The organism is Streptomyces sp. NPDC107559 (assembly GCF_055657365.1).
The window spans coordinates 1-17,886 of sequence record NZ_JBVKBD010000008.1 but is presented as its reverse complement, the minus strand read 5'-3'; the positions used below and the strand labels follow the sequence as shown (position 1 = coordinate 17,886).

General features: G+C 71.3%; 16 protein-coding genes and 2 pseudogenes. 6 read left to right on the top strand and 12 right to left on the bottom strand.

Translation table 11 applies throughout. The features are described 5' to 3' along the window. Nucleotides 1-28: 28 nt before the first annotated feature. Complete coding sequence (locus ACZ7OY_RS23520) at nucleotides 29-1,165, top strand: ROK family transcriptional regulator (protein ID WP_471913163.1); 1,137 nt, start codon at nucleotides 29-31, stop codon at nucleotides 1,163-1,165. Between the two features lie 236 nt (nucleotides 1,166-1,401). Further along, the gene (locus tag ACZ7OY_RS23515; protein ID WP_471913162.1) at nucleotides 1,402-2,088 is read left to right on the top strand and encodes an alpha/beta fold hydrolase; all 687 of its coding nucleotides are present in this window, start codon (nucleotides 1,402-1,404) and stop codon (nucleotides 2,086-2,088) included. A gap of 6 nt (nucleotides 2,089-2,094) precedes the next feature. On the opposite strand, the gene ACZ7OY_RS23510 is transcribed toward ACZ7OY_RS23515, so the two are convergent. Next, nucleotides 2,095-3,129 carry a zinc-dependent alcohol dehydrogenase gene (locus ACZ7OY_RS23510; RefSeq protein WP_471913161.1) on the bottom strand — a complete coding sequence of 345 codons (1,035 nt, stop codon included), beginning with the start codon at nucleotides 3,127-3,129 and terminating at the stop codon, nucleotides 2,095-2,097. After that, nucleotides 3,122-3,553, bottom strand: coding sequence for a tautomerase family protein (locus ACZ7OY_RS23505; protein ID WP_471913160.1), 432 nt, complete (start codon nucleotides 3,551-3,553; stop codon nucleotides 3,122-3,124). The genes ACZ7OY_RS23510 and ACZ7OY_RS23505 overlap by 8 nt, the downstream gene beginning before the upstream one ends. 98 nt (nucleotides 3,554-3,651) lie before the next feature. Between ACZ7OY_RS23505 and ACZ7OY_RS23500 the strand changes: the two genes are divergently transcribed. Beyond that, nucleotides 3,652-4,242 (top strand): TetR/AcrR family transcriptional regulator, encoded by a 591-nt coding sequence (locus ACZ7OY_RS23500; RefSeq protein WP_471913159.1) that lies wholly within the window; start codon nucleotides 3,652-3,654, stop codon nucleotides 4,240-4,242. 60 nt (nucleotides 4,243-4,302) lie between these two features. Here ACZ7OY_RS23500 and ACZ7OY_RS23495 read toward each other — a convergent pair whose 3' ends face one another. Together ACZ7OY_RS23495 and ACZ7OY_RS23490 are read right to left on the bottom strand one after the other, a co-directional pair. Further along, the gene (locus tag ACZ7OY_RS23495; RefSeq protein WP_471913462.1) at nucleotides 4,303-4,599 is read right to left on the bottom strand and encodes a hypothetical protein; all 297 of its coding nucleotides are present in this window, start codon (nucleotides 4,597-4,599) and stop codon (nucleotides 4,303-4,305) included. Continuing rightward, nucleotides 4,520-5,551, bottom strand: coding sequence for an EamA family transporter (locus ACZ7OY_RS23490; protein WP_471913158.1), 1,032 nt, complete (start codon nucleotides 5,549-5,551; stop codon nucleotides 4,520-4,522). The genes ACZ7OY_RS23495 and ACZ7OY_RS23490 overlap by 80 nt, the downstream gene beginning before the upstream one ends. Before the next feature lie 87 nt (nucleotides 5,552-5,638). On the opposite strand from ACZ7OY_RS23490, the gene ACZ7OY_RS23485 reads away from it, so the two are divergent. From ACZ7OY_RS23485 to ACZ7OY_RS23475, 3 genes are all read left to right on the top strand, one after another. Continuing rightward, nucleotides 5,639-6,631, top strand: a complete 993-nt coding sequence (locus ACZ7OY_RS23485; RefSeq protein ID WP_471913157.1) for a LysR family transcriptional regulator — start codon at nucleotides 5,639-5,641, stop codon at nucleotides 6,629-6,631. 76 nt (nucleotides 6,632-6,707) lie between these two features. Next, entirely contained in the window at nucleotides 6,708-7,112 is a 405-nt protein-coding gene (locus tag ACZ7OY_RS23480) for a nuclear transport factor 2 family protein (protein ID WP_471913156.1), read from the top strand. 1 nt (nucleotide 7,113) lies between these two features. Then, nucleotides 7,114-8,139: an alcohol dehydrogenase catalytic domain-containing protein gene (locus ACZ7OY_RS23475; RefSeq protein WP_471913155.1), complete on the top strand. Its 1,026-nt coding sequence runs from the start codon at nucleotides 7,114-7,116 to the stop codon at nucleotides 8,137-8,139. Between the two features lie 30 nt (nucleotides 8,140-8,169). On the opposite strand, the gene ACZ7OY_RS23470 is transcribed toward ACZ7OY_RS23475, so the two are convergent. The 8 genes and pseudogenes from ACZ7OY_RS23470 to ACZ7OY_RS23435 form a co-directional block, all read right to left on the bottom strand. Continuing rightward, a complete protein-coding gene (locus tag ACZ7OY_RS23470) occupies nucleotides 8,170-8,757 on the bottom strand; it encodes a Dabb family protein (protein WP_471913154.1) in 588 nt (195 codons plus the stop codon). Nucleotides 8,758-8,945: 188 nt separating this feature from the next. Next, nucleotides 8,946-9,695: a maleylpyruvate isomerase family mycothiol-dependent enzyme gene (locus tag ACZ7OY_RS23465; RefSeq protein WP_471913153.1), complete on the bottom strand. Its 750-nt coding sequence runs from the start codon at nucleotides 9,693-9,695 to the stop codon at nucleotides 8,946-8,948. Nucleotides 9,696-9,942: 247 nt separating this feature from the next. Then, nucleotides 9,943-11,590: pseudogene (locus ACZ7OY_RS23460) on the bottom strand (ATP-binding SpoIIE family protein phosphatase). A 719-nt stretch (nucleotides 11,591-12,309) separates the two neighbouring features. Further along, a pseudogene (locus tag ACZ7OY_RS23455) lies at nucleotides 12,310-13,791 on the bottom strand (SAV_2336 N-terminal domain-related protein); the annotation flags it as partial. Between the two features lie 5 nt (nucleotides 13,792-13,796). Continuing rightward, nucleotides 13,797-14,768, bottom strand: coding sequence for an AAA family ATPase (locus tag ACZ7OY_RS23450; RefSeq protein WP_471913152.1), 972 nt, complete (start codon nucleotides 14,766-14,768; stop codon nucleotides 13,797-13,799). Continuing rightward, nucleotides 14,765-16,957, bottom strand: a complete 2,193-nt coding sequence (locus ACZ7OY_RS23445) for a VMAP-C domain-containing protein (RefSeq protein ID WP_471913151.1) — start codon at nucleotides 16,955-16,957, stop codon at nucleotides 14,765-14,767. The genes ACZ7OY_RS23450 and ACZ7OY_RS23445 overlap by 4 nt, the downstream gene beginning before the upstream one ends. Nucleotide 16,958: 1 nt before the next feature. Further along, nucleotides 16,959-17,306, bottom strand: coding sequence for a CU044_2847 family protein (locus ACZ7OY_RS23440; protein WP_471913150.1), 348 nt, complete (start codon nucleotides 17,304-17,306; stop codon nucleotides 16,959-16,961). A 166-nt stretch (nucleotides 17,307-17,472) separates the two neighbouring features. Beyond that, a partial coding sequence (locus ACZ7OY_RS23435) for a YncE family protein (RefSeq protein ID WP_471913149.1) occupies nucleotides 17,473-17,886 on the bottom strand: 414 nt, incomplete at its 5' end.

Genomic DNA, 17,886 nt, shown 5'->3' with positions numbered 1-17,886 from the left:
GGCAACACTCCTGACTAGAATGGCGGACATGACGCCGACCAAGCCGTCACTGGACCTGCTGCGCGCGCTGACCGACGAGAACGTGCTGCGCGCGCTGATGGAGCACCGGCGCCTGACCCGCGCGGAGATCGCCGCGCACACCGGGATCTCCAAGCCCACGATCTACGAGGCGGTCGGACGCCTGGAGGAGTCGGGCCTGGTCGTGGACACCGGCGAGCGGACCACCGGCCGGGGGCGGGTGGGCTCGTACTACGCACTGGCCGGGCACGGACGGGCACTGGTGGCCTCGATCACCCCGCACGGTGTCGTCGCCGAGGCGGTCGACGCGTACGGCACGGGACACGGCCGGCACACCGTGCCGCTGGACCCGGCGCCGGGCCCGGACGTGGCGGCGAGCGCACTGGCTCGCGCCGCCGCGGCCCTGGCGGCGGAAGACGCCGGAGCGCTGCGCGTGGCCGTGGTCAGCGCGGCCGATCCGGTGGACCGGGCGACCGGCCGACTGGTCCACCTGCCCGATGCGCCCTTCCTGGTGGGCGAGCTGGACCCGTCCGAGATCCTCGCACCCCAGGTGACGGGTCCCGTCCTGGTCGACAACGACGTCAACTGGGCGGCCCGCGCGGAGCACCGCCGCGGGGTCGCGCAGGGCGTGGACGACTTCTTCTACCTGCATCTGGGCGAGGGCCTGGGCGGCGCGGTGGTCAGCGACGGCGTGGTACGCCGCGGCCACCGCGGCCTCGTCGGGGAGACGGCGCACCTGACCACCGTCGGACCGGACGGGCGCGCGATGCCGCTGACGGAGGTCTTCGCCGCCCTGGGCCTGCGCCGCCCCGCCTCCACCGCGATCGACACCGACGCCGTACGGGAGGCACTGTCCGGCGACGGGGCACGGGCCGGGCGGACACTCGACGCACTGGCGCGCGCCGTCGGCGGCGTGCTGGCGGCAGCCGTCTCGCTCGCCGATCCCCAGCTGATCGTCGTCGGCGGCGGATGGGGGCTGCGGCCCGATGTGGTCACGGCCATCGGCGAACACTTCACCCGTTCGCCCCGCCCCGTGCCGGTCGTCGCCGCGACCGTGGACGAACCCGAGCTGGCCGGCGCCCGGGTCCGGGCGGTGGAGGAACTGCGGTCACTGATCATCCGCAGCGCCCACCCGGAACGCCCCTGACCGGCACCCTGCCCGCCACCGGACCACTCCCCCGGCCCACCGACGACCCCGGCCGGGCCCGCACTTCGGCGACGGCCACCGAGGGCACGTCCGGTACGCGACCCCGTACCAGTCACCTCCACGGCATGCCGTAGGACAACCGACGCCGAGCGGCACCCGCCTCTCCCACCTAGAGTGACGGCGAACGCACTCAAGGTAGTGATCTCCGCGAGTTGGTGTCCGCTGAGGAGAAGGTCATGGCCGGCAAGGCAAGCGTCGTATTCGCTCACGGCCTCTGGGCCGACGGCTCGTGTTTCAACAAGCTCGTCCCCACGCTCCTGGCCGAAGGCCACAACGTCCTCAGCTCGCAGCACGGCCTCGACTCGCTCGAGGGCGACGTCGCGTGCGTCACCCGCACCATCAACCACGTACCCGGCCCGGTCGTGCTCGTCGGTCACTCCTACGGCGGGACCCTGATCACCAAGGCGGGTCTCCACGACCGCGTGGGCGCTCTCGTCTACATCGCCGCGCTCGCCCCGGACGAGGACGAGACCTCACAGGGCCAGCAGGACAAGTTCCCCCACACGCCCATCTTCGATCACGTCGAGATCGCCGACGACCGCGTCTGGCTGCGCGAGTCGGGCATCGGCGACTTCTGCGGCGATCTGCCGGCCGAGGAACAGAAGCTGGTGCTCGCCACAGGTGCCGTACCGGTCGCCGATCTGTTCAACCAGCAGGTTCCCGGCACCGCCTGGCGCACGAAGCCGAGCTGGTACATCGTCGCGAACAACGACCGGACCGTGAACCCGGACCTGGAACGGGCCGCCGCCGAGCGCATGGGTGCGAAGACGTTCGACGTCGACAGCAGCCACGTGCCCATGCTCTCCCACCCCGGCTTCGTCCTCGATGTCATCCGCGACGCGGCGACGACGCTGGAGGCCTAGGGCAGCTCAGCTCGGGTCCGGGCTCCGGGGCGCAGTGATGTCGCGGACGAAGACGGGCTTGAGGTGCTTCTGCGGCAGTGCTTCGGGCAGTTGCTCCCAGTCGAGGACATGGGAGACGACGCGGCCGGGCGCGACCTTCCCCGAGGCGGCGAGATCGAGGGCGTCGGGAATGTGCGCGCGTACGTTGTCGCGGGCGATGCGCAGGGTGACGCCGGTGAGGTACATGTCGAGCAGGGGAAGTTCGCCGGGCCGGAAGTGGTTGCCCGCGGACTCGCAGACGCCTTCGGGGGCGAGGGACCTGACGGCGAGCGCGAGTTGGTCGACGCGGCCGGTGGCCTCGACGGCCAGGTCGAAGCCGTGCGGGATCGGCTCGATCGCCTCGGCGGTGCGAGCGCCGTAGGCCGCGGCGAGACGGCGGTGCTCGGCGTCGGGGTCGACGTAGAGGATGTCGCCGGCGCCGAGGGCGCGGGCGATGTCGCACACGTACAGACCGATGCTGCCGCGGGCGACGACCAGCACCCGGGCGCCGGGACGGGCCTTGAGATGGGGGGCGACGAGGCGCCAGGACAGGGACCAGTTGTCGCTCGCCGAGGCCATGGCGACCGGGTCGAGGCCGGCGGGCAGCGGGACCAGCATGGCGTCCGCGTAAGGGATGCGGACCAGGTCGGAGAAGAGGCCTCCCCAACTGCCGCCGATCGGCGCGCCGTACATGGCCATGTGCGGGACCGATGCGCAGTGCGCGGTGAGCCCGCCGCGGCAGGGGGCGCAGGTGCCGCAGCTGATGGACCAGGGCACCACGACCAGGTCGCCGGGGGCCACACCGGTCACGTGGTCGCCGATGTCGGTGACACGGGCGACGCATTCGTGGCCGAGGGCGAACGGCGGATCGATGAAGCCGTGCCCGGCGAGGATGGAGGAGTCCACGTCGCAGGGGGTGGCGGCGACGGGAGCGACGATCGCTTCCTGGGCCGAGCGGATCTTGGGGTCGGGTGCCTCGCGCCATTCGATCGCGTGCCGTGCGATGTAGGTCAGTTCACGCATCGGCCCGCTGCCCCTTCGCCAGGGCGACCAGGTCGGCGTGGCGGACGAGGGAGCCGCCCGCGCCCCAGGTGCCGTCGGGCTGCTCGTGCACCAGCACCCACACCCGCAGCGCCTCGGCCGGGGCCAGTCCGGCGGCCGCGAGCACGGTGGTGGTGGCATCCTCGACCAGGCCCGCCCTGCGCCGCTCGGACAGGGCGCCCTGCGGAACCGTCACCTCCACCAGGAGGCGGGGCGCTTCGTCCTCGGCGGTGGCCTGTGCCCCTTCGGGCAGCTCGATCAGGTGACTCCACGCCTGGGCCCGGAAGAAGGCCGTGTCGGGGGCACCTTCCCACCGCAGCAGCACGGCGGCGAGATCCCGCTGGATCGTCGTACGGCCCTGTTCGGTCAGGGCGCCGGTCGGGACGGTCAACCGGATCAACGGCATGGAGGCTCCTCGGTTTCGGCGACTCTCGTTATGACAGTCGTTATAACGAGAGGTCACGCTAGACTATGACGGTCGTTATAGCCAGAGGGGATGTGCAGGTGGCCAGAAGCAGTGGCGGTACGCCGTCCCGCGAACGGATCGTGGCCGGTGCCGCCGACATGATCAGCCGCCGCGGGCTCAGCGCAACGAGCATCCGGGAGATGGCCAAGCACGCCAAGGCGCCGCTCGGCTCGACGTACCACTACTTCCCCGAAGGCAAGCAGCAACTGGCCACGGAGGCGGTCCACTACACGGGCGAGTGGGTCGCGCGCACTCTGCGCAAGGAGCTCGCGGCGGGCCCCGCCGCCGGACTGAGCGCCTTCCTGGCCCTGTGGCGGGGCATCGTCGTCGACACCGACTTCCAGGCCGGCTGCCCCGTCCTGGCCGTGGCCATCGAGGAGCCTCCGGCCGACGAGGTGCCGCCCGCCCTGGCGGCCGCGGCCGAGGTCTTCAACCGGTGGGAGGGCCTGCTCGCCGACTCCCTGCGGGAACACGGCGCCGACACCGAACAGGCGGCGCAGGTCGCCACGCTCGTCGTCGCCGCCGTCGAGGGCGCCGTCGCCCTGTGCCGCGCCAAGCGCAGCACCGAACCCCTGGACCGCACCACAGCACAGCTCCAGACCCTCATCGCCGTCACGATCAAGGACTGAGAGGCTCGCCCACGGCCGTTGCCACGGCACGGTCGGCGTCTCCCGCGGAGAGCGCGGGGACTACGGCGTCAGCACGATCCCGCCGAAGACCTCACCCGCGACCATCTTCCGGTGCGCCGGCACGGCCTCGTCCAGCGGCAGCAGTTCGCGCACCACCGCTTCGATCTCGCCACGGGCGGCCGCGGCGAACCGCTCGCCGCGTACGGCACTCAGGTCGGCCGTGACGTCGACGGCGAGCGGCGTCACGCCCGGGTCTTCCGGTGCCGCTCCCCGGCTGTCACTCGCCGGCTTTCTGGACAGCGCCAGCACCCGGTGTCCGCGCGTCCTTGCCTCGACGACCACCCGGCTGCCGACCATCCCCGTGGCGCCGAACACGGCGATCGTCATGCGCCGCGTCGGCGTGGTGGGCTGTTGCATCGTGTCTCTCCTTCTCGAGTGCGGTCTTCTTCCGTTCCGCGGGGTCGAGTTGGGCGGCCAGCAGGGCGCTCAGCGCAAGCGCGAAGCCGAACGTCTGCGCCCGGCTCAGCAACTCCCCTCCGGCGACCCCGATGACGGTCGCGACCAGGGGCGACAGCAGCACCAGCGGAGCACTCGCACCGACGGGCAGCCGGCCGATCCCGCGGAACCACAGGGTGTACGCGACCAGCCCGCCCATGCTGCCCAGCCACAGGTATCCGCCCGCGGCCCCCGCGTCGATCCGGCCCGGGACTCCCTCGACCCCGAGGGTGAACGGGAGCATCAGCAGCCCGCCTGCGGTCAGTTGCCAGCCGGCCAGCGTCAGCGGGCTCACCCCCTCGGGACGGCCCCAGCGCTTGGTCAGGACGACCCCGCCCGCCATGGTCGCGGTATGCCCGAGGCCGGCGAGCACCCCGACGGCGTCCAGCCGGGCCCGCGGCCCGAGCACGACGAGCGCGACCCCCAGCACTCCCAGCACGGCCCAGACCAGCCGCCAGGCCGTGGGCCGCTCATGCAGCAGCACCACGGCCAGCGCGCCGACCAGCAAGGGCTGGGCGGCGCCGAGGGTGGCCGCCACCCCGCCGGGCAGTCGTTCGGCTGCCACGAACAGCAGCGGCATCGCGCCGATGTTGAGCGCGCCGAGGACCGCCGTCCGCCACCACCACCGCCCATGGGGCAGCACCCGGGTGAGCGCCAGCGCGATCAGACCTGCGGGCAGGGCGCGCATCAGTCCGGCGAACATCGGGTGCCCCGCAGGCAGCAGCCGTGTGGTCACCACGTACGTGGTGCCCCAGGAGGCGGGGGCGAGCGCGGTCACGGCGACAGTGGCCGCCCGCGTCTGAAACCGAGGCATGAAACCCATGCCGGAAGTCTCGGCAGCGGGCGGTCATGACGCCAAAGCATGGTTGCCTTAACAGTCATGAACAGAAACCATTGATCCATGGATCTTCAGCTGCTGCGGTACGTCGTCGCCGTCGCCGACACCCTGAACTTCACCCGCGCCGCCGAGCGCTGCGGCGTCGTACAGTCCTCCCTCAGCCACCGGATCGCCGCGCTGGAGCGGGAGTTGGGGGTACGACTGTTCGCCCGGTCCAGTCGCCGGGTCGAACTGACGAGCTCGGGCACGGCGTTCCTCGTCGGCGCACGCGAATGTCTGGCCGCCGCCGACCGGGCCGTCGCGGACGCCGTCGCCGCGACCGGGGTGGTACGGGGGCAGCTCGCCGTCGGCGTGATCGCGACGACAGCGGCCGTGGACGTGCCCGAGCTGCTCCAGCGCTACCGCGCCCGGCATCCCGACGTACAGGTCGTCCTGCGCTCCGGGCGCAGCGACGACCTGGCGGCCGCGATCCGCGCCGGGAAGCTGGACATCGCGTTCCTGGGCCTGCCGGAAGGCGAGCGGCCTGCCGGGGTGGAGACCCTCGTCCTGGATCACCACGAGCACGTCCTGGTCGTACCGGCCGGGCACCGGCTGGCGGCTGCGCCTCGCGTGACACTCGCGCAGATCGCCGGGGAGACGTTCGTGGACTTCGTGGCCGGGACCCCGGCCCGTGCCCAGTCGGACCGGGCGTTCGCCGCCGCCGGGCTGGTGCGTGACGTGGCCTACGAGTCCGGTGTCGTGGAGCTGATCACACGGCTGATCGGGCGTGGCCTCGGGGTTGCCCTGCTGCCCTCGGCGTTCATCCGCCCGCTCGTCGCCGAGGATCCCGGCCTGTCCCTGGTCCCGGTACGGGACGGGCCGCACCGGATGGAGTACCTGGCCTGGAGCCGCTTCAACCCCAGCCCCGCCACCCGCGCCATGCTCGAGGTCCTGGGCGTCCGCCCGGACCGCCACCCCGCCGCCGACACCGGACGAGGAGAGAATCTCCGACCGGGAGAACCCGAAACTGTGGATGTTCCGAAACCTACGTATCGTGGCACTGGACACCGTCGTTGATCGACGTGGCTCCGCATTGCTTTCCGGCTGCCTGCGCCTGACTCCGCAGGCGGCATACAGAAGGCGGTTTCCCTCCATGAGCGCCCTCGAAGAGAAGAACAAGGCTGTCGTCCTCGACGCTTTCGACACCTTGTTCAACAAGCGGGACTACGACGCGGCCGAACGCTACTGGTCCCCCGGCTACATCCAGCACAGCGCCCATATCGCGCCCGGACGGGACGGGCTCTTCGACCTCGTCAGGAGTCTCCCGGCGGACCTGCGACACGAGCATGAACTGGTCATGGCCGACGGCGACATGGTCATGGTGCGTGGCCGCTTCTCGGGACACGACCAGGCCGCCCCGTGGATCGCCGTCGACTTCCTCCGCATCGAGGACGGTGTCCTGGCGGAACACTGGGACGTCATCGAGCAGGAAGCCACCCGCGAACAGTCCCTGAGCCAACTGCCGATGTACGGCGACCACTTCCCCGAGGAGCGCTGAGATGAGTGCGTATCGAGTCGCGCAGGTCACCACCCCGAACGGCACGTTCGAAATCGCCGAGCGGGAGACGTCGCAGCTGGGACCCCGCCAGGTCAGGATCGCCGTGGAGGCATGCGGCGTCTGCCACAGCGATGCGATCTTCGTGAGCAACGGGCTGCCGGGCCTGTCGTTCCCCGAGGTGCCCGGACACGAGATCGCCGGCCGCATCGAGGAACTGGGTGCAGCCGCCCAGGACCAGGGATGGCAGGTCGGCGACCGCGTCGCGGTCGGCTGGTTCGGCGGCAGCTGCGGGCACTGCAAGCCCTGCCGTGAGGGTGACTTCATCGTGTGCCGCAGCCTTCAGGTCCCGGGATGGGCGTACGAGGGGGGATTCGCCGAGAAGGTCGTCGCGCCCGTGGACGCGCTCGCCCGGATCCCCGACGCGCTGTCGGCGGTCGACGCGGGGCCGATGGCCTGCGCGGGCGTCACGGTCTTCAACGGGCTCCGGCGCAGCTCCGCACAGCCGGGAGATCTGGTCGCGGTGCTCGGCCTCGGCGGCCTGGGACACCTGGGAGTGCAGTATGCGGCCGCGATGGGCTTCGAGACCGTGGGAATCGCGCGCGGCGCCGGGAAGGCCGACTTCGCCAAGCAGCTCGGCGCCCACCACTACGTCGACAGCACCTCCGGCACTCCGGTCGCCGAGGCGCTCCAGTCCCTCGGCGGCGCCAAGGTCGTCCTGGCCACCGCGGGCAACTCCGAGGCCATCACCTCCGCCGTGTCCGGCCTGGCCCCCCGCGGTGAGCTAGTGGTCATCGGAGCCGACACCGAGCCGCTCGGCATCACCCCGGCCCAGCTCCTGTTCAGCGGCTACGTCGTCCGTGGCCACCCGTCCGGCACCTCGCAGGACGTGGAGGACACCATGGCCTTCAGCGCCCTGCACAACATCCGCCCGATGACCGAGACCGTGCCACTGGACCGCGCGGACGAGGCCTTCCAGAAGATGCTCGCCGGCAAGGCCCGCTTCCGGATGGTCCTCACCGTCGGCTGACGCCCGGATCGACTCGCCGCGGCCGCGTTCTCAACGACCGGGGCTGAAATCAAAGACGATGGCACCCTCAAGCAGCGGTCGGACGAAATTCTTGAACGCCTCGTGTGCCGGGTCATAGAACTTCGGATCGGTCACAATAGGTTTTCCCACGTAGTAATTCCGATCCCCCTCGGATGCGAACGTCACGATGTAGCCCTGCTGCATCCCTCTGCCCAGCCCCTCCCCGCTTGTTTGGGTGCCTGACTCCAGAGACGTGATGTACGGCTTGCCGTGACGGACCGCCTCGGTCTTCAGGGAGCGGAACCGCCTCATCGTCTCGGCCTGTTCCTTTGCGGATGTGCCCGGCTTGAATTGGAAAAGAACAATGTGCTGAACCTTGCCCGGCTTGTAGTCCGCGCCGGTGAATTTCTTGACGCCGACGCGCGACAATTCCTGACGCAGAGCCTTCGCCGCATCCGCGTCGACGTCGCCCGTCGGAGCCGGAGCGGCTGCCACGGAAGAACTCGCCTCGCCGCCCGAAGCTTCGACGCCCGTCATCGCACATCCCGTCAACGCAATCATGGAAACAGCACTCGCAACAATGAACCGGACCGTCGCAGATCGTCTCTTTGCCACCATGAACGACTCTCCACGACTCAGAATTCATTTGCGGGACAGATCAAGGCAGCCCCTACCGGAGCCGTAGCTCAAGATCACCACAAGGCCTGCCCCGCCGGCCGGCACCGAACAGCACCGACCGACGCTGATCGCCCGGATGCGGCCGGTCATTCACCTGGACGGACAACAGCCGCCCCACCCCCAGGACCTCAGGCCCAGCCCGGTGCCGGCGGGAGGGGCCACCTGGGCGGGGTGGGCAGCGGAACGTCCGAGCGCAGCCGCGGGTCCGTACCGCGCCCGGCGAGCCAGGCGAGGACGGAGTGACCCGAGCCGGTGACCGTGGCGCCGACTGGGGCCAGGGTCCAGGCGCGATCGAGGTCGGTGGCGTGAATGCGGGCAACCGGGAAGTCGCGCGCGGTGAGCGCGGCGACGGTGTCGTCGAGGGCCCATGTGACGTAGCTGGATGGCCAGTCGGCCGCGCTGTAGCCCAGGTCCAGGTCGACGTGGTGCGTCTCGAGTTCACGCCGGCAGCGCTGGAGCGTGAACCAGGCGGGGTGCCGCCACCCTGCAAGTGCGGTGACCAGGACGGACCAGCGTTCGGCCGGCATGGCCTGTGCCGCATCGAGCAGTCGGGCGAGGCTGCCGCGCAGGTCGGCGGTGAGTTCGTCGGCGGAGCGATCGGCGCCCTCGCGCAGCGCACGGTCCAGGGTGGCGGCGTCCGCCCGTGGGCCGGGCTCCGTGCCGGTGCGGGCCAGCGTCAGCAGCCACCGGTAGACGTCGGCGCTGCGGGCGAGGTGGGTGAGGACGTGGCCACGGCTCCAGCCCGGCAGCGCCGACGGCTCACGGGCCCGGACATCGGTCAACGGGCCGAGACCGGCGTCGACGCGCGCGGCAGAGGCCCGGACCTCGTCGAGGAGGAGATCGATGTCCGCGAGAGTGATGTCGGTAGTCTCGGTCACGACCGCCACCTTACGGTCGGCTGACGAGTCGGTCACCCGGCACTCGTGACGCCCTCGGTGACAGCCCGGCGGAGCTGCCGGACCCGCTGGAGGCCGCGCCGTCGGCCGCGCCGGGCACTGCCGCCTCGCCTGCCGCAGCCCCGGCCTCCTGGCGGGCCCGCCGCGGCCGGCCGGACCGGCTGTTCCCACCGCTCACGGCACCCCTGGGCCCGGCCCGTCCGCCGGCGCCGCTCCGCGCCCGCGGCCGTCACGCGTCCAGCATGAACTCGCACCAGACCGTCTTGCCGCCGCCCGGGGTCCGCCGGGACCCCCAGTTCGACGCGATCGCCGCGACGACCCGGATGCCCCGGCCCGACTCGTCCTGCGGTCCCGCCTCTCGCCGACGCGGGAGATGCTCGTCGCCGTCGCTCACCTCGATGATCAAGCGACGGTTCGTACGGCGGAGTTCCAGTCGCCTGGGTGAGGCGCCGAACGCGACAGCGTTGGTGACCAGTTCACTCACAGCAAGGACGCCTCGGTCTTGCACCTCCGGCGCAACGCCCCACGCCGTCAGAACGCCGGAGGCGAACGCGCGTGCGCGGGAAGCAATTTCTGCCTCGAGCGGCAACTGCAGGGTCACGCTGCGGAACAGGTCGCCGTCCGGACCGGTGAGGTCCGGTCGCTGAGCGACCAGGACAGCGACGTCGTCGTCGTGATCGGCGGTGACGCCGAGGTGCCGGAGCAACCGGTCGCAGACGACCCGAGGCGGACCGCTCGCCACGGACAGCGCCTGTTCAAAGGCAGCGACACCACTGTCGATGTCCTGGTCACGGCCTCCGACGAGGCCGTCCGTGTACAGCACCACCGTGGCGCCGGGGCCCAGTGGGAGCGAACCCGACGTGTACATCCAACCGCCCGTTCCCAGCGGTGGCCCACTTGCCTCGTCGGCCCTTACGACGGTTCCGTGGTGATCACGAACGAGGATCGGCGGATGGCCGGCCGAGGCGTACATCAACCGGCCCTCGCTCGGATCGTGGACGGCGTAGGCGCAGGTGACGATGCGTTCGGCGTCGATCTCCGATATGAGGCCGTCCATGAGCTGAAGCACCTCGTGCGGCGGGAGATCCAGACGGGCGTACGCACGCACCGCTGTGCGCAGTTGCCCCATGACGGCTGCCGCGCCGAGGCCTTTGCCCATCACGTCGCCGATCACCAGGGCCGCCCGGCCGCCTCCCAGAGTGATCGCGTCGTACCAGTCGCCGCCCGGCACCGTGTGTGTGCCACTGGGCTGGTAGACGGCCGCGATGCGCAGGTCGTCGGGCTCTTCCAGTTCCTGTGGCAGGAGGGAGCGCTGCAACGTGGCTGCCGCCTCGCGCTGGCGCTCGTCGACAGCGAGCCGGCCGCCCTGTTCGCGTGGTGCGCCCTGGTGCCGTCCCGGTGTTCCGGTCTCGGCGGACGGGTCCGGTCCGGCTCCGGCCGCCGGCCTTGTCGGCAGCGGCTGCGGCAGCGGCTGCGGCTGCGGCAGCGGTGCGCTCCGAGCCGCTTCGTCCGCTTCGCCGGCGAGGTCGGCTTCGCCGTGCCGGTCGGGCGGTGCGCCTTGGGCCGTACGCAGCAGCGCACGCAGCGTTCGGGAGACCTCCGCGGCGGAGGGGCGGGCATCCGGATCGGCAGCCATGCTCCGGCGCAGGACGCGAAAGAGGTCTCCGTCGGCCGCGTCCGGGCCGGTGGGGTGGTGGAGGTCTCGGGGCGGGGCGTCGTAGGCCAGGGTCAGAATGGCGCCCAGGGTGTAGACATCGGACGCCTGTGTGGGTTCGGCCGAGGCGTCGGCCCTCAGCTCCGGCGGCAACAGGAAGCTGTCCGCGGCGGGCGGCAGGCGGTGACGGCTCGCGATGCCGTCGATGGTGGCGGTCGTCCAGTCGGTGATCAGCACCTCCTTCTCCGCGAGGAGGACGCAGTGCGGCGTGAGTGCGCCGTGCACGATCCGCTTGCCGTGTGCGCGGGCCACCACGGCGGCCAGTTTGGCGCCTGTCCAGAGGTATTCGGCCCGTTCCAGGACCACATCGGTGCTCAGGATCGTCGCCAGATCGTGCTGTCCGGCGAGTCGAAGGCCGAACGGGTCCACGGCCAGCCAGGGAATGTCGCCCGTCGCCATGTTCCAGACTGCGGGCGCGCCCAATCCGATCAGCCGCCCGAGTGCCGCCGCCTCCCGCACGACCAGCTCCCGGTCGCCCGCGAGGTCCCCGGTGCGCGGGACGCGCAGCAGCACGTAGGGGCTCGACCGCGCGTCCGGCGGGCTGACCTGTCCCAGGTACTGCACGACGTTGCCCTGTTGGACGGCGCGGCGCGCCACGAGGGCATAGGGGCCCAGTGCCGTGGGGTCCTCGTCCCGCAGGGATGTCCACGGTGAGCCCGGCCGGGCCAGGTCGTCCGGCACCGGCCTTTCGGGCTCGGGCGGTGAGGGCGGGGACGGGGGCGACTGGGACGGCAAGGAGTCGGTGAGGCCGAGTCGCCGCATCAGCGGTTCATCGGCGGTGGTGAAGGACCGTCCGTGTGCGTCGATGCGGCCGGTGCCGCGTTCGTGGGCCAGCCAGGCGGCGAAAGCCGGTGCGCGTCCGGTCAGTTCGTAGAGGCGGGCGTTGAGTGCCTCGTGCACCCGCAGCAGTTCGCTCGCAGGCACGGTGCTCAGCAGGATACGGCGGGTCTCCTCGGTGAAGTCGAACAGGCGCTGCTCGGGGTGCGTCCCATCGCCGCCCGTGTCCGTTCGATGCATCAGACCGCCGAGGAAGACCTCCGCGAGGTGGCTGGTCTGGATGTGATCGCCGAGAACCCGCTGGAGCAGTCGCATGACCGGCACGGTCGCGGGAGAGACCGCGGCAACGTGCGCGGCGAACCGATAGGCCTCCGGCGTGACCGCCGCGCGAAAACGCAGAACGTCCTGTCCCGCGTCACGAGTGCCGTGCAGGACCTGTGCGGGCAGGGCCGGGGGCACCGCTGCCAGCAGCGGCAGGTTCACGCTGGCCCCGGTGGAGCCGACGAGCCGGGCCCACGCTTCGACGACGGGCGCCGACGGGTCGAGGACGGGTACCGGCAGTCCGTCGAAAGGGATCAGGCCGGGCGGCAGGACGGGGTCGCGGATCTCCCAGGTGTGGTTCGCGGCCCCGGCTCGCCGGGTGGTGACCTGCCACTGCCGGCTGTGCAGACCCGAGTTCTCGCGCAGGGACTCGGGCAGGGTGTGCATCACGGCGGTCGGCCCGCGCTGCGCCAGCCGGGCGAGGACGGTGTGCATCCGTCCGTCCTGCCAGGCGGTGCCGACTCCGTCGCTCACCACCAGCAACAGTGTGCTGCCGACGGAGGTGTCGGCGGTGTACATGGCGGGTGCCGCAGTGTGGTCGCCGCCGGTGTAAGGCTGGGAGGTGATCCGCGGGGCGTGCGGTCCCCGGGTGTCGAGGCCGTACACGCGCACCGTGCGGAACGCGCTGCTGCGTTCGAGCAACTGCCGTACTTCGGTGGCGAGACGGCGCCACAGGAGCATGGAGACTCCGTCGTCCACCAACATCATCAGGTCGAGCCATCGGGTGCGCGCGGGGCGCATGACGGGATCGAGGAGTCCGGTCTCCGCTGCCGCCGCCACGGTCGCCCTCTCGTCCAGCTCTCGGGCACGCGGGTCCGCGCGGGTGCGTTTGAGCGGCCGCAGTGCCCGGCTCAGCGGCAGTTCCTCCTGTGCAAGGACCTTTTCCTCCGGAACCCGAAGCGGGATGGCGGGGCGCGCCTGCTGATGCGGGGACGCGCCGCTCGCGTGCAGGGCACCGGAGATCTGCTCCGCGCCGCGGCGCGAGCGGCGCTCGTGGTCGGCTCCGACGCCGTTGCCGGGGCCGACCTGTCCTCTTGGCTGCGCCGTGCTGACGGGCCGGTTCCGGGGACGCTCGGACGGAGTCGTGTCGGCCTGCACATCGGCAGCCGGGGGCGGCACTGCTTCGTACGCGCCGTCGATCGCCCGGGCCAGCGGAGCGGCGGCATCCGAGGGCAGCTGCCGGGCCAGCCACAGGATGTCGAGCAGTTCCACGGCGGAGATGTCGCCTCCGCTGTCGGCCAGTGCTCTCAGGAGCGGTTCCGGCATCATCGCTAGACGGCTCCGCCGAGCCGGTGCAGCACGGCGTCGAGCAACCGGTCGGCGTCCAGGCCGACCCCGCCCATGCGCAGGAACACCGCGTTCAGCAGCTGGTCGGTCGCGAGCTCTCCTCGGGCGCGCCGGTTGAGGAATGCGGCCATCAACTCGTCCAGTCCGGCCACTTCCACGTCCCCGAGATGGGCGGAGACGATGGCCCGCAGCTTGCCCTCGTCGGGATCGGGCAGGTCCAGGCGGATGCAACGGCGCAGAAAGGCGGGCGGGAACTCACGCTCGCCGTTGCTGGTGATGACGACGACGGGGAATTCACGGCACCGCACCTGGCCGCGTACGAGTTCGGCCCGCAACCCGGTGTCGGATGTCATGACGGACACGTCGGACTGGTCCTCCGGAAGCCGTGACAGTTCCGGAATCTCGAACTCGCCCTCCTCGAAGACGGTCAGCAGATCGTTGGGCAGATCCATGTCGCCCTTGTCCAGCTCGTCCACGAGCAGGACACGGGGCTGGTCGGCGGGCAGCAGCGCGGTACCCAGCGGCCCCAGACGTACGTAGGAGCCGATACCCGAATCCGCTCTGCGTCTGACCTTGACGTTGCTCTCCCGGAGCCGGCCGACGGCGTCGTACTGGTACAGCGCGTCCTGAACGGTGCTGCGACTGTTCACGGGCCAGGTCAGCACCGCTCCGAGGCGCAGCTCCCGGGCGATGGCGTACGCCAGCGAGGACTTTCCCGTGCCCGGATGCCCGGTCACCAGCAGGGGGCGCCGCAGGTGCAGGGCGGCGCTCACCACATCGGCTTCCCTTGCGCTGATGAGGTACGGCCGTTCGGTGATGCGAGTGCTCCGGTCGAACCGACGCCAGGGCGGTGCCGGCGGCAGGACGATGTCCCGTTGTCGGCCGTCGCCCCGGAACAGTCGCCAGCTGTCGCCGTCGGGGACCCGCGGGCCCTCGAGGGCACCGAGATCGGTCATCGGGTCTGTGCTCCTTCCGCTGGATCCGTGAAGCGGTGCCGGGCGGGAGGCGGAGTGGAATCCTCCGTCTCCCATGCGAGCGACGGGCGGGCGCGGTAGCGCTCGGGCTCCATCCAGATCTTCCCCCGGAACTCGCGTACGCGTTCCGGGAGCTGACGGAGCAATGCGTGGGCCGGCACCTCGTCGAGGTGGTGGGCGTCCTCGTGCGACTGGGCCGCCCGGTCCCAGAGGACCGCGGGAACGCCACAGGCCAGGCATATCTCGATCAGTGTCCTGCGGACCTCGGCGGGGCCGTGCAGAACGACTTTGCCGGTGCGCTCGTGCGACGTCCTGAGCGTGCGGTACAGCTGCGCGGGATGCGCGATCTCCTCACCCACGGTCAATGACTCGGCCGAGTCCGCGTCCCGCCAGCGGGCGCGCATCATATGGGCGTGCTTGGGGTTGTGAGCGGTGATCTCGGGGCATCGCAGAGCGACGCGATAGCCGATGCCGAGTGGTTCGGAGCCGCCCCCCAGCCACTCGATGGCGCTGCCCGCGTCCCATTCGTCGACCGGCAGATGCAGCCCTGCCCGGTCCACCAGGACGTCCACGTCCCTGACCTCCTGGCCGCTCTCCGCCTCGGCGCACTCGGCGGCCTCACGGATGAGGGCGCCGATCCCGGCCGTCGTGAACGGGCCCGGCTCGTCGACGGGGAGGGGAACCGGGGGTTCACCGGCCCGCACCTGCCACAGGCGACACCGATGGTGATCCGCGGGGTCCGAGGGGAGGGTACTGATCTGAGCGATGATGCGGGTCACGGCAGCGGGCCGCTGTGCCGCCCAGGCCGTCGCGTCCGCCCTGCGCTGGGCGAGAGCCGCCGTGTGTACGCCCAGGCGGCGCGCCACCCGCTGGTTCCAGACCCGCAGCTCCGTGCGCAGCGGGGCGGCCGGCGCCGCCGCGGCGAACTCGATCAGCTTCAGCAGCGCGGGAACCGCAGGGCCGCCGTCGGGCAGCGGATCCCCGTCGGGCAGCGCCTCCAGTTCGCTCACCGCCGCATCGACTTCCTCGGGTGACAGACGCGCACCGCGCAGTCCGGCGGGCAGCGGTGTGTACCGCAGCGCCTCTCGTGCCGCACGGGGAAGCAACGAGGCATCGCTCGCGGCGATCCGCTTGAGCTTCTCGACCAGACTCCGGTGCTCGCCGAGGGACAGAAGCCGGGCACTGCCGCTCGCTCTGCCCGCCATCAGCAAGCGCTCCAACGCCGGGGGCCGTGTGCCGGCGGCGTAGGCGGAGGACAGGGACTCGGTCAGGGTCGCGAGCGCACGTTCCGTCATGGCCAGCAGGTTCACCAGTTCCTCGACGCTCGGCGAGGAGGTGTCCGCCGGCGGGTTGTAGCCCAGTTCGGCCGCCAGCGTCCTGGAGTGTTCCGTCCGTGCCGCCGGTTCGGCGAGAAGTTCCCAGAGAAGGGGCGCCAGTGCCTCTCGGAACGGGTCGGCGCGCAGGGTGTCGGCGGTCGAGCAGACTTCGACCAGATCGTGCGCGCCCGCGGCCAGCAGTTCGAGGCGGATGGTCTGCCAGGGCAGCGCCCAGCTGCGCCGCAGCACCTGCTGCCCGGTCAGCGCGCCGTGCGTCTCGCGGTTCGCGACGACCAGACCGACCACCGCCGGGTCGTACCGGGACCACAGCGGACCACCGCTGAAGCCGGGGGCGATGGCCGCTCCGGAGAGCGCGCCGTCCAGGTAGTAGATGCCTTCGTCGGCCAGCTTGACCTCGGTGTCGGCGAAGCCGCCGGTCCTGCCGTCGGGACCCCAGGCCCGGACTCGCTGCCCCTCGGCCATGTCCAGCCAGCTGACGGGCTGGGCCTGCTCGGGCGCGGGCTCCGCCAGCTCCAGCACGCACAGATCGCCGTGCCAGACTCCCGACGCCAGACGGCGGGGCGGTACCCACACGGTCACCTGCCCCACCGCCCGTCGGGGGGCGCCCGAAGTGTGGAACACGATCTCCAGACCGTCCGCCGCCGGCCGGTCGGTGGTCAGCGGCTGGAGTCCCAGGGCGTCGTTGACCACGTGCGCGCAGGTGAGGACCTGACGCGGTGCCAGCAGCACCGCCGTACCCGCCGCCTTGCCCGCTCCCCGCCCGGTGCGCGAGGGATCGAGTCTGAGGACCGAGATGACGGGCCTGGGGCAACCGTCCTGTCTGAACCATCCCATGTCAGTTCGGCTGACCGCCGGACCGCCAGGTCGCCGTGATCTTCATGGTGGCCTGGCCGCTGCCACCGACGATGCCCAGTTTCAGATCCTGACCGATCTGCACGCCGAACTCCACGCAGACGTCCTGCGGCGGGTTGCCGGTGTTCGTGATCCCGTCGTGAACCTGCTGAAGCAGCGGTCCCAACGGACGCAGGGTGGCCCGGAGCGCGTCGGCAGCCATCGCCGTCACCCTGGCGCCGCCGCTCGACACCGGCGTCCACTCCCCCTCGTCCCCAAGAGGCTCTCCCACCTCGGCAAGTTCCAGGCGTATGTCCGCCCCCGCCAGGTTGACTTCGATGTAGTCGGGCATGCACACCATTGTGCCGATCAACTGCCCACAGGCGAGGGGGTTCAGGGCACTCCGCCGGGACAGTTGCTCCGGATCGCCCGCCGCTTCCGCCGAATTGGGGCCGGGCATCGGCCGAAGGCCCCGGAGGAAGCAGTCACGGGTGCATTGTGATCCGCGCGTCGGCCTCTCACAGTTCCACGGCGGTCACCGTGTCCGTGGAAGGATCGGTCACATACAACAGATCGCCGGCGGCGGACACACAGACACCATGAGGAGCGCACTCCAGCCGGATCCGCGCACGACTCTCCGCCCGCGTCACCGGATCCACCACCGCCACACTGCGCTCCCCCGGCAACGTCACGAACAGCCGACGCCCGTCCCCCGCCATGGCCAGCCCGAACGGATTCGGCAGATCCACCGACCCCGTCACCTCCCCCTGCCCCACATCCACCACCAGCACCTTCTGCGCCTGCGCATCGGCCACATACAACGACGCCCCGTCCGCAGAAAGCGCCAGACCCCGCAGCAACAACCCCACATCCTCCAGCGTCCCGACCACCGACCCCGTCACCGCATCCACCACCACCACACGACCGTTCAG